Below are 12018 nucleotides of genomic sequence, written 5' to 3' on the forward strand. Positions count from 1 at the left end.
AATGCAGATCAGTCGCTCGGCCCAAGCGCCGACAGACCTTTGAGAATATCAATGGCATAGGCCAGCTGATAATCCTCTTCCCGCAGCTCTGCGGCTTTCTCCGCCTTCGCACGATCCTCTTCGATCTGCTTGATCTCGTCTTCGGTCAGGCTGTCGTTGTTCAGGCTGCCGCGCAGATCGGCCTCTGACCGGGAGCGGCGGCGGGGCGTATCCTCCGCCTCTTCCTCAACGCGGGCGGGGGGCTGTGCCACGACGATGTCGGGGGACACGCCCAGCGCCTGAATGGACCGGCCTGACGGCGTGTAATACCGCGCCGTGGTCAGCCGCATCGCGCCATTGCCGCGCAGCGGCATCACCGTCTGCACCGACCCTTTGCCAAAGCTCTTGGTGCCAATGACCACCGCGCGGCGGTGATCCTGCAACGCCCCCGCCACAATCTCGGAAGCCGAGGCCGACCCCCCGTTGATCAGCACCACAATCGGCTTGCCACCAGACAGATCGCCCGGCGTCGCATTCACCCGGTCGCCATCTTCCAGCGCGCGGCCACGGGTCGACACGATCTCTCCTTTTTCAAGGAAGGCATCCGACACCGCAATCGCCTGGTTCAGCAATCCGCCCGGATTGTTGCGCAGATCAATAACGATACCATTGATGTTGTCCGCACCCCCTGCCGCTTCAAACTGCGCTTCCAGCCCCTCTTTCATCTTCGGATAGGTCTGCTCATTGAAGGTGCTCAGACGCAGCACAGCGGTGTTGCCTTCCAGCCGCGCGCGCACGGCCTGCAACTGAATGGTGTCGCGGATGATGGAGACATCGAACGGCTCCGGCTCGCCTTCGCGCACCACGGTGATCACAATCTCCGACCCCACCGGCCCGCGCATCAGCTCCACCGCATCATCCAGCAACAGACCCAACAGGCTCTCGCCATTCACATGGGTGATGAAATCCCCCGCTTCGATCCCAGCTTCGGCGGCAGGCGTGCTGTCGATGGGCGAGACGACTTTGACAAAACCGTCTTCCTGCGTGACCTCAATGCCAAGACCGCCGAACTCACCGCGGGTCTGTTCCCGCATCTTGGCGGCGTCCTTGGGGCTGAGGTAGCTGGAATGCGGGTCAAGCGATGTCAGCATGCCGTTGATGGCCGCTTCGATCAGATCACTGCTTTCCACCTCTTCCACGTATTGCGCGCGGATGCGCTCGAAAATGTCGCCAAACAGATCCAGCTGCTCATAGACATTTTCCGTCTTCGCGGTTTCCTGCGCCAGCAGCGGCCCCGCGATCTGCGTGGTGGCAATCACACCCGCAGCCGTGCCGCCCAATGCGGCCATTACAAACTTTTTCATTCCCTACTCATCCTTGTCCGTTCGGAACCAATCCAGTGGATCCTGTGAGGTCGTATTATCTCTTACTTCTATATAGAGCGTTTCTGAACGCTCAGGACCAGACCCTTCACGAAGGGGTGACAATCTATCGCCACTTTCCGGCACGTCACCGCCCATCAGCCCAATCGGTGTGCCCGCCGCAATCACCTGCCCCGCTTCGCCGTAAACCGTCTCCAGTCCCGCCAGCACAAACAGCGTGTTCGCCCGTGGCTCCAGGATCACGACATTGCCGAAATCCAGCAGCGGCCCGGTATAGCGGATGGTGGCTGCCGTGGGCGTGGTGACAATGGCGCGCGGATGTGTGGCCACGATAATGCCGGGACGTTTGACGCCTGCGGCATCCGCTTCGCCTGTCCGGCGCAGCACAATCCCCTGCACCGGCAAAGCCAGCGCGCCAATCTGCCCTTCCAGCGTGATCGGCCCCGGCGCAATTGCATCCGTTGCGATCTCCGACAAGCCGCTGGCAAAACCCTCCAGCGTTTCGCTCGACGCAATCAGGATCGCCGTGCGCACCGGATCTGCGGTGAAACGGCGCGGCAAATCCGTGCGGTCCGCCATCGCCTGATTAAGCGCCGCACGCGCCTGCTGTATCTGGGTCAGCCCGTCTTTCATCCGTATTGCCGCATCCACCTGCAAGGTCCGCAGGGTCTGCACATCCTCCAGATCACGGCGCAGCTGATCGGCCTGCTTGTTCAGCGCCGGTGTCAGCTCTGCCAGCAACATGCCTGCCCGCGCCGTCCCCATCGGCCCCTGCGGGTGCAGCAGGATCACCGGCGATGCCTCCGCCCCAATGCTCTGTAACGCGCCGAGCAGTTCTGCCACTTCCGCGTCGCGCGACTGCAATTTCTGGCTCAACTGCGCCTCATTGATCGCCGCCTGCCGCAACCCCTCGCGCATCGCGGTCAACCCGGTCTCGAACGCCTGTATGGTCTGGGTCAGCGCCCGCACCCGGTCCCGTGCCCCATCTGCGGCATCAAGGCTCAGGGACGCTTCCTCCAACGCCGCCGCCGCTTCCCGCGCCTGCGCGGCAATCTCGCTGCGGGCCATCAACGCCCCCGGCATCATCGCGACAACGGCCAGAGCCGCCACTGCCAACCGCATCCTCATCGGATCAAACACTCCCCGGTCATCTCCGGTGGCGGTGCGATCCCCATCAGATGCAGCACCGTCGGTGCCAGATCCGCCAGCCGCCCGTCCTTCAGATGCGCGCCCTCGGGTCCGCCCACCAGCGCCACCGGCACCGGGTTCAGCGTATGCGCGGTATGCGGCCCGCCGGTCTCGGGATCAATCATCACATCGCAGTTGCCATGATCCGCCGTCACAACCATCGCACCGCCCGCCTTTTCCAAAGCAGCCACAACCCGGCCCAAACCGGCATCCACCGCTTCACAGGCCGCCATCGCCGCCGCCAGATCACCGGTATGCCCGACCATATCGGGGTTCGCATAATTCACCACGATCAGGTCATAGCCCGCTTCAATCGCCCCGATCAGCCTGTCGGTCACCTCGGCAGAGGACATCTCAGGCTGCAAATCATAGGTCGCCACAGCGGGTGACTTCGGCATGAACCGGTCCTCACCCTTCTCCGGCACCTCCACACCGCCGTTCAGAAAGAAGGTCACATGGGGGTATTTCTCCGTCTCGGCAATCCGGAACTGCCGCAACCCCTTGCCTGCGACCCAGGCGCCCAGCGTGTTCACAATCTCCGGCTTGGGATACATCGTGGTCATATAGGCGGCATGCGCGGTTGAGTATTCGGCCATCCCCATCAACGCCGCCCAATCAGACCTTGCCCCGACCGCGTAGGCATCGAAATCCGGCGCGCCCAAGGCTGCCATGATCTCCCGCGCCCGGTCCGCGCGGAAGTTCAGACAAAACAGCGCATCGCCATCCTGAACGCCTTCATACCCCGGCAACACCGCAGGCAAGATGAACTCATCACTCACATCACCCGCATAAGACGCCTCAACCGCCGCTGCTGCGCTCTCAGCCCGCACCCCGTCTCCCGACAGGATCGCCGCCACCGCCTTGGCCACCCGGTCCCAGCGGTTGTCCCGGTCCAGCGCATAATACCGCCCGCTCACCGTCCCGATCCGCGCACTGTCCGGCAGCGCCTCGACCAGCGTCTCCAGATACCCCAACGCCGTGCGCGGCCCCACGTCACGGCCATCGGTCACGGCATGCACAACGCTCCGCACACCCGTAGCATCCAATGCCTTCAGCGTCGCAATCAAATGGCTGATATGCCCATGCACCCCACCGTCCGAGACAACGGCAAGCAGATGCGCCTCGCCCCCCGTGCCCTGTACTTTCTCAATGAAATCAAGCAATCGCGGGTTCTTTGCATAGGACCCCTCCTCAATCGCCAGATCAATCGCGCCCAGATCCATCGCCACCACGCGGCCTGCGCCAATGTTGGTGTGGCCAACTTCCGAATTGCCCATCTGCCCGCGCGGCAGACCAACATCCGGACCATGGGTGATCAACGTCGCGTTCGGGCAATCCGCCATCAACCCGTCAAACACCGGCGTATCCGCCAGCAGAGGCGCATTGCCCTCCCGCTCAGCGGACAACCCCCATCCATCAAGAATACACAACACGACCGGTTTCGGCGGGCTCATCAACGCGCTCTTTCTGCTCTGACCTGGTTTTTGGGGCCTTGTAGCTTGAGTTGGGGCCCGCGTGAACCTTTTTCCCGCCTGAAAGATGCGCATGAATCGGATTGGTCAGGCCCCTCAACCACGCCACAACAGGGCAATACAGCCAAAGGAGCACAAAATGCACATCCACGCCCTCCCCACCGACCTTGTCCGCGACCTGCAAAACGGCGGCACCGACGCCCACGGCAACGCGCCTGAGCGCGCCGTCTCCATCGGCGTTGGCATGCCCTGCCGCCACTGCATGAAAAACGTGCCCGAGGGCGACGAGATGCTGATCCTCGCCCACCGCCCCTTCGCCGAACTGCACCCCTACGCCGAAAGCGGCCCGATCTTCCTCTGCGCAGCCCCTTGCGTGCGCGGCGGCGGCTCATCGGACCTGCCCCCCGTCCTCACAAACTCTCCCACCTATCTGGTCAAAGCCTACGACGCCCGCGAACGCATCATCTACGGCACGGGTGCCATCACTCCGTCCGATCAGATCACCAGTCGCGCCGCCACGTTGATGGAGGACCCGCATGTGGCATTCGTCGATGTCCGCTCGGCCAAAAACAATTGCTATCTGGCCCGGATCACCCGCTAAGCCGCGCCTATGCCTTGTCGCGCCGGGTCGCATTGGGCATATAGGCTGCAGCACAAAAGCCAAGGACACGAGCCATGACCCAAGACGCGCCCGAAACCCGGATCGTGAACGCCTACCGCATCGCCTGCGACGGCGGCGAAGGTGCCTTGGGCCACCCCCGCGTCTGGCTGCAAATCCCACGCGACACCGGCTGGGTGGAATGCGGCTATTGCGACTGCAAATTCGTCCACGCCGATTTTGAGGGCAAGGTCTGATCCCGGACGGCCCGCCCGCCGCCCCTTCCAAATGGTTCTAAAAACCCCGCCGGAGGCATGAAATCTCTTCTGGACCGCCAAAAGAGATTTTAACGCTCCGCGGGGGTTTTTAGAACCATTTGGAAGCAGCAACAGCGCGCAATGTCCACTGGCAGCGCCTGTGGCTTCGTGTCAGAAAGGGGCAACTTGAAGGGGAGCACGCACATGGCATTCGGCAAAGGACATCACCTGCACCTGATTGACGGATCCGCGTTCATTTTCCGCGCCTATCATGCCTTGCCGCCGCTCACGCGCAAATCCGATGGCCTGCCGATTGGCGCGGTATCGGGCTTTTGCAACATGTTGCAGCGCTATGTGCAGGACAACGCAGGGCCCGATGCGCCCACCCATGTTGCGGTGATCTTTGACAAGGGCAGCCACACCTTCCGAAACGACATGTACGACCAGTACAAAGCCAATCGTGAAGCCATGCCCGAGGATCTGCGCCCGCAGATCCCGCTCACCCGCACCGCAACCCATGCCTTCAACATCGCCTGCGAGGAGAAGGAGGGGTTCGAAGCCGATGACATCATCGCCACCCTCGCCGTGCAGGCCCGTGCCGCAGGCGGGCGCTGCACCATCATTTCATCCGACAAGGATCTGATGCAACTGGTCGGTGACGGCGTTGAGATGTTCGATGCGATGAAGAACAACCGCATCGACCGCGAAGGGGTGCTGGAGAAATTCGGCGTCTACCCCGAACGTGTGGTGGATGTGCAGGCGCTGGCCGGCGACAGCGTGGACAATGTCCCCGGCGCGCCGGGCATCGGCATCAAGACCGCCGCGCTGCTGATCAACGAATACGGCGATCTGGAAAGCCTGCTGGCGCGCGCCGAGGAGATCAAGCAGCCCAAGCGCCGCCAGACCCTGATCGACCACGCCGAACAGATCCGCCTTTCCCGCCGTCTGGTGCTGCTGGATGAAAACACCCCGCTTGATTTCACCCTCGATGATCTTGAGGTCCGCGAACCCGACCCCGAAAAGCTGCTGGCATTCCTGGCAGAGATGGAATTCCGCACCCTCACCAAGCGCATCGCAGACCAGCTGGGAGCAGATGCGCCCGCCATCGAAGACACCCCCGCCCTGCCCGACGCGCCGGATGTTGAGGCGATCCCCTTTGATGCCCAGAAATACGAGCAGGTCGGAGACGCGGCCGCCCTGCAAAACTGGATCGACCTGATCTATGAACATGGCCACGTGGCCGTGGACACCGAAACCACCGGCCTTGATGAGATGACCGCCGATCTCGTCGGCATCTCCCTTGCCGTCAATCCCGGCCACGCCTGCTACATTCCGCTTATTCACAAGGCCAACCGCGGTGATGATCTGTTTGGCTCAGATGATCTGGCCGAAGGGCAGATGCCGCTGGAAACCGCGCTTGAGATGCTCAAACCCGTGCTGGAAGACGCCAGCATCCTCAAGATCGGGCAGAACATGAAATATGACGCCAAGATCTTTGCCCAGATCGGCATCACGGTGGCGCCCTTCGATGACACGATGCTGATGTCCTACGCCCAGCACGCAGGCCTGCATGGCCACGGCATGGACGCCCTGTCCGAGCGCTATCTCAATCACACGCCCATCCCGATCAAACCCCTGCTCGGCTCCGGCAAATCCGCAATCACCTTTGACAAGGTACCGCTGGAAGACGCGGTCAAATACGCCGCCGAGGATGCCGACATCACCCTGCGCCTCTGGCAATTGCTGAAGCCACAACTCCACATGGCGCAGGTCACGAAAGTCTATGAAACCCTCGAACGTCCGCTGGTGCCTGTGCTGGCGGACATGGAACGCTCCGGCATCAAGGTCGACCGCGACACGCTTTCGCGCATGTCAAACGCCTTTGCGCAGAAAATGGCGGGGCTGGAGGATGAGCTCTACGAACTCGCCGGTCGCAAATTCAACGTAGGCTCCCCCGCGCAGGTCGGCGAAATCCTCTTTGATGAGATGGGTCTGGAAGGCGGCAAAAAGGGCAAGACCGGCAAATACGCCACCGGGGCCGATGTGCTCGAAGACCTCGCTACCGAACATGAACTCCCCGCGCGCGTGCTGGACTGGCGGCAATTGAGCAAACTCAAATCGACCTACACCGACGCGCTTCAGGACCATATCAACCGCGACACCGGCCGGGTGCACACGTCTTACTCCATCGCGGGTGCCTCCACCGGCCGCCTCGCCTCCACCGATCCCAACCTGCAAAACATCCCGATCCGCACCGAAGAAGGCCGCCGCATCCGCGAGGCTTTTGTCGCGGAACCCGGCAAGACGCTGGTGGCGCTCGATTACTCGCAGATCGAACTGCGCATTCTGGCCCATATCGCCGACATCCCGGCCCTCAAGGAAGCCTTCGCCCGCGGCGATGACATCCACGCCATGACCGCGTCAGAGATGTTCGACGTCCCGATGGAGGACATGACCCCCGACATCCGCCGCCGCGCCAAGGCGATCAACTTCGGCGTGATCTATGGCATCTCGGGTTTCGGTCTGGCGCGCAACCTGCGCATCCCGCGCTCAGAGGCGCAGGGCTTCATCGACCGCTACTTCGAACGTTTCCCCGGCATCCGCACCTACATGGATGACACCAAGGCTTTCGCCAAGGAACACGGCTACGTCCAGACCCTCTTCGGTCGCAAGATCCACACACCCAACATCACCGCCAAAGGCCCGCACGCAGGCTTTGCCGCCCGTGCCGCGATCAACGCGCCCATTCAGGGCACCGCCGCCGACGTGATCCGCCGTGCAATGATCCGCATGCCGGACGCCATCGCCGACCTGCCTGCGAAGATGCTGCTGCAAGTGCATGACGAATTGCTGTTTGAAGTGGAAAACGGGCAGGAAGACGCCCTGATCGCTGCCGCCCGCGAGGTGATGGAAAACGCGAATGATCCGGTGGTGAAGCTGGACGTGAAGCTGACAGTGGACGCTGGAACGGGGGCGAATTGGGCGGCCGCGCATTGATGCACCTGCATCACGCATAACCCGCCCCCGCTGTGCCCCGCGCAGCACCAAGACCACTTGGCCCTCCGGAAGAAGCCGCGCGCGGGCCGTTTATTCAGTGGTAGTTATCCACCTTGATCTGCATTTCGGCGCACTGACGGAAAAAGCGCATGACGGACCGAAGCACGATGACCGGTGGCGAAAGTCTGGGGCTCATCTGATGTGACGTATGACGGGACATTCTTTTTCTCCTGCTGCTGCCACAGTTCTAGCGTAAGTCGCTCGGCCGATCTGTGACCTGGGACACAAAAGCCGACAATTTCCTCACCCACACATCACGCCAGACCCGCAACACACTGAAATCAAACACAAAATCTTCTCCCCCATCCAGCCGGAATTCTCCCTGCATCCCACAGGGGACAGATATGCTACACTGCGCCATCATGCGGATCGGAGGCGTCTCATGTTGGCCGGAGCTGACCTTCTCGAAGACATTGCATCGCGGGACCTGCGCTCGGTGCTGTTGGCCGCGGCCAAACCCGTCAGACTGCCCGCCGGTGAAACCCTCTTTGAAGAGCACGATCAGGGCGATGCGCTCTATGTGCTGCTCGAAGGCCGGGTCGAGCTTTCCGTGGCCTGTGAAGATGGCCGCAAACTGGGGCTGGATGTTCTGTCCAGCGGGGCGGTCTTCGGTGAAATCGCCTTGTTCGATCCGGGTGCCCGCACCGCTTCCGCGACTGCACTGGAAAACTGCCGCCTGCTCAGGCTGCGCCATCACGATCTGAGAAAAGCCATCGAAGGCAACGCCGCACTGGCGTTTGAACTGCTGCGCCTGATGGGGCAGCGCATGCGGTATATGAACACCCAGCTGCATGAATACGTCTTCATGCCCCTGCCCCAGCGGCTGGCCCGCAAGGTGCTGCATTTCACACGGGCGGATGCGGGCAAAAGCAGCCTCAAACTGTCGCATTCCGAACTGGCCGAACTGGCCGGCGCCTCCCGGGAGGCGGTGTCAAAAGTGCTGTCGCACTGGAAAAAGCAAGGCATCCTGAAAACCGGGCGCGGGTCGGTGGAGCTCTTGAACCACGGCGCCCTGCGGGAGATAGCGGGGATCTGAGAGGGGCAGGCAACGCCCCTCCGGTCTCCTGCGTGACTTGGGGTGTCGCCAATGATACGATCCGCACATGAACGACGGCTATGCACTTGAAAGAGCGACCAAAGACCACGCCAAGGGCATCAGTATCATGATCCGGGCCGCGATTGAGAAGGTCAATGCAAAGGACTATCCACCGGCCGAAATTGAACGCCTCGTCCGGAACTTTTCAACTGCGAAAGTTCGGGAAATGTTAGCGCAAAGGCAGACCCTGGTCGCCCTCGCCGAAGGGAAGGTTGTTGGCACAGGAGCGCTTCAAGGCGCTGAAATAAAGTCTGTTTTCGTTTCGCCCGATTGGCACCGAAAAGGGATCGGCACAGCCTTGGTATGTGAATTGGAGCGGATCGCCGCGCGCGAAGGACATGCTACTCTTGAGGTTTCTTCTTCCCTTTCCGCAACTGTCTTATATGCGGCCTTGGGATATAGTGAGAGATCGCGGAAATTCTTTGCGGAAGAGGAAACCGTCACAATGTCGAAAGTGACGGACAAAACCCCATTGGCTTGACCCCTGAACGCACTCACCACCTCGGAAATCACGAAACACACCCCATGCCCCCAATCCTCTACACCTTCCGCCGCTGCCCCTACGCCATGCGCGCCCGCCTTGCCATTGACGTGGCCCTGACCCCCGTTCACCTCCGCGAGGTCAAGCTGGCGGCCAAACCCAAGGCTTTCCTCGACGCCTCCCCCAGCGCCACGGTGCCCTGCCTCGTCACCGACACCCAAACCATCGACGAAAGCCGCGACATCATGCTCTGGGCGCTGGCGCAGCACGATCCCGAGGGCTGGTTGGACATGCCTGCCGAAGGGCACGCCCTGATCGACCTCTGCGATGGCCCGTTCAAACACGCGCTCGACCGCACCAAATACGCCACCCGCTACCCGGATGAAGACCCAATCACCCACCGGGCAGAGGCCGCCACTTTCCTCTCCGATCTCAACGCCCGGATCACCACGCATGTCTTCGGCCACCCCACCCTCGCCGATGCCGCGATCCTGCCGTTCGTCCGGCAGTTCGCCTTCATCGACAAACCATGGTTTGACGCACAGGACTGGCCCAACCTGCAAAATTGGCTCGCCCGGTTTTTGCACAGCGATGCCTTTGCGCGCATCATGCCGAAATTCCCAATCTGGGCCCCCGGCGATGCCCCCGTGACCTTGCCCGCCACCGCACACCAAGCGCATTAGGATTTCATTAAGCTTTCCGCAGAACACTGCCGCAGCGCTGCATCAAAACAATTTAAATCGAATCCCCCCGAAGCGCAGCGCGTTCTGCACCCAAGGAGGTCTCTTTTTCATGACACGTTTTCAAACTCTGCTCACATCCGCGCTGCTCAGCCTGACGCTGACCCCATCCGCGCAGGCCACAACGCTGGTCGATCAAGGCATTGCGATGCGCGATTTCGCAACCAACCTGCTCTGGCTCGATCTGGATCAGACAAATGGCTTGTCACCCAACGCTGCCCTTTCCGCGTTTCCCAATTTTCGCATGGCCACCCATGGCGAAGTTGTCACGTTGTTCCTCAATGCCGGGTTCGACGGCCAGTTCGAGGTGCCCAACACAACGACGAACTTTGATGCCGCTTCACTCTTGACCGATCTGCTGGGCACCACTGCCAGCTTTACCGTTGGCGGCGTTCCAAAAACGGTCGGCCAGGGGTGGGCAGATGATGGAAATGTGTTCCGCGAGCCTTTCTACGAAATCAACTACCCATCAGGGCAGGCTCCGACTGGCAGGTTCTTCGGGGGGAACGCATTCAGCAATTCCGGGACGCAAGCAATCAACGGTGTCGGCACCTTCCTCGTCAGCCAGGTCCCCCTGCCCACAACACTTCCGCTGCTTCTCTCCGCCCTCGCTCTGATCGGCCTCCAGATGCGCGGCAAAAAGCGGCGCGCTGCCCCCGCCTGATCCACCTGTTGCCGTCACCCCAAACCATCGCACGGTCGCTTAACATCTGGCCCAAAATCCGGCTTTGTGCACCGCCGGTGCACAACCTGTGTACAGGTTGTGTACATATTTCGGCGGTTAACGCTTTGTGAATCCCCGGAATTAACCAAATCGGGGCGTACGGGCGCTATTTGGTCAATCTGGCCACAAGACGCCGTGTGATTGGCGCCACAATCAGCACCGCCGGAAAGGCAACCGCCCAGCTTGGCAGCCATGACCCGATCCAGGCTGCAACAAACCCGTCACTCAGCCCGATCACCCGCAGGGTTGAGATGCCGGAGACCATGAAGGACATCAGTCCCGACAGGATAAATCCGAACAACACAGGGGCAAATCGGGCAGGGATCATGGCAGGGGCATCCTTCGGTCGGCGCATCTGTCGCCGCAGCTATACCGCGCACCGCATCCCGTCAATTGTCGGCAGGTGCAAATCACGGCCATCGGGTGCCTCTATTCTTCCTCAAGCATCTCTTTAGATGGGATAATTTCGAAAAACTGGCCACCCGACCAGACGCCGAACCAACCGTCATGATGCACACCCAGATCCACCAATCGGTAGAACGACTTGCGGTCGATCAACGCCTCCAGATTGCGCCGGATCAAAACATAGGGCGAGGGCTCCCCGGTCACGTCATCACGCTCCACCCGAATGGGCAGGGAGGGCCCTGCGATCGCCACATCGTCAAGATTCGTTGTAAAACGCAATTGCTGGTCCTCGCCCGTGCCAACCGCATCAAAGTCCACCGCGACAAAGGGCGCATCTTCCACCCGAATGCCTACTTTTTCGACAGGGGTGACCAAAAAATATTTGCCATCTTCACGCAACAGTATCGTTGAGAAGAGCTTAACAAGCTCAATCCGCCCAATTGGCGTGCCTTCATAGAACCAGGTGCCATCCCGGCGGATTTCCATGTCCAGATCACCGCAAAACGGCGGGTTCCATTTCTCAATCGGCGGCAATCCGCGCCCCTTCGCGGCCTGCGCAGACGCCGCCAGACTGGATGCGGTCGGGGTAACGGTTTTTTGTCCACTCATCGCTTTTGCCATTTCATCAAGAAGAGATAC

General features: G+C 61.1%; 12 protein-coding genes. 7 read left to right on the top strand and 5 right to left on the bottom strand.

The features are described from left to right. Positions 1-8 precede the first annotated feature (8 nt). The 3 genes from Q1A91_RS18190 to gpmI are packed head-to-tail and all read right to left on the bottom strand — an operon-like array spanning position 9 to position 4003. On the bottom strand, positions 9-1343 hold the full coding sequence (locus tag Q1A91_RS18190; protein WP_299880864.1) for a S41 family peptidase: 1335 nt from the start codon (positions 1341-1343) through the stop codon (positions 9-11). Positions 1344-1346: 3 nt separating this feature from the next. Next, entirely contained in the window at positions 1347-2483 is a 1137-nt protein-coding gene (locus tag Q1A91_RS18195) for a peptidoglycan DD-metalloendopeptidase family protein (RefSeq protein WP_299880867.1), read from the bottom strand. Between the two features lie 2 nt (positions 2484-2485). Then, entirely contained in the window at positions 2486-4003 is a 1518-nt protein-coding gene (gene gpmI, locus Q1A91_RS18200) for a 2,3-bisphosphoglycerate-independent phosphoglycerate mutase (RefSeq protein WP_299880870.1), read from the bottom strand. Between the two features lie 157 nt (positions 4004-4160). On the opposite strand from gpmI, the gene Q1A91_RS18205 reads away from it, so the two are divergent. The 7 genes from Q1A91_RS18205 (at position 4161) to Q1A91_RS18235 (ending at position 10914) form a co-directional block, all read left to right on the top strand. Then, positions 4161-4622 carry a DUF1203 domain-containing protein gene (locus Q1A91_RS18205; protein WP_299880873.1) on the top strand — a complete coding sequence of 154 codons (462 nt, stop codon included), beginning with the start codon at positions 4161-4163 and terminating at the stop codon, positions 4620-4622. A gap of 74 nt (positions 4623-4696) precedes the next feature. Next, positions 4697-4876: a zinc-finger domain-containing protein gene (locus tag Q1A91_RS18210; protein ID WP_299880876.1), complete on the top strand. Its 180-nt coding sequence runs from the start codon at positions 4697-4699 to the stop codon at positions 4874-4876. A gap of 204 nt (positions 4877-5080) precedes the next feature. Beyond that, positions 5081-7873: a DNA polymerase I gene (polA, locus tag Q1A91_RS18215; RefSeq protein WP_299880879.1), complete on the top strand. Its 2793-nt coding sequence runs from the start codon at positions 5081-5083 to the stop codon at positions 7871-7873. Positions 7874-8315: 442 nt separating this feature from the next. Further along, entirely contained in the window at positions 8316-8969 is a 654-nt protein-coding gene (locus Q1A91_RS18220) for a Crp/Fnr family transcriptional regulator (protein WP_299880882.1), read from the top strand. Positions 8970-9036: 67 nt separating this feature from the next. Continuing rightward, positions 9037-9510: a GNAT family N-acetyltransferase gene (locus Q1A91_RS18225; RefSeq protein WP_299880885.1), complete on the top strand. Its 474-nt coding sequence runs from the start codon at positions 9037-9039 to the stop codon at positions 9508-9510. A 44-nt stretch (positions 9511-9554) separates the two neighbouring features. Further along, entirely contained in the window at positions 9555-10193 is a 639-nt protein-coding gene (locus tag Q1A91_RS18230; RefSeq protein ID WP_299880888.1) for a glutathione S-transferase, read from the top strand. A 109-nt stretch (positions 10194-10302) separates the two neighbouring features. Continuing rightward, positions 10303-10914: a PEP-CTERM sorting domain-containing protein gene (locus tag Q1A91_RS18235; RefSeq protein ID WP_299880891.1), complete on the top strand. Its 612-nt coding sequence runs from the start codon at positions 10303-10305 to the stop codon at positions 10912-10914. Between the two features lie 166 nt (positions 10915-11080). Here Q1A91_RS18235 and Q1A91_RS18240 read toward each other — a convergent pair whose 3' ends face one another. Together Q1A91_RS18240 and Q1A91_RS18245 are read right to left on the bottom strand one after the other, a co-directional pair. Then, on the bottom strand, positions 11081-11302 hold the full coding sequence (locus tag Q1A91_RS18240) for a DUF2798 domain-containing protein (RefSeq protein ID WP_299880894.1): 222 nt from the start codon (positions 11300-11302) through the stop codon (positions 11081-11083). A 101-nt stretch (positions 11303-11403) separates the two neighbouring features. Then, positions 11404-11988, bottom strand: a complete 585-nt coding sequence (locus tag Q1A91_RS18245) for a DUF1285 domain-containing protein (RefSeq protein ID WP_299881390.1) — start codon at positions 11986-11988, stop codon at positions 11404-11406. Positions 11989-12018: the final 30 nt, after the last annotated feature.

It is taken from the genome of uncultured Sulfitobacter sp. (assembly GCF_947500075.1).
In the GTDB taxonomy this organism is placed as follows: Bacteria; Pseudomonadota; Alphaproteobacteria; order Rhodobacterales; family Rhodobacteraceae; genus Sulfitobacter.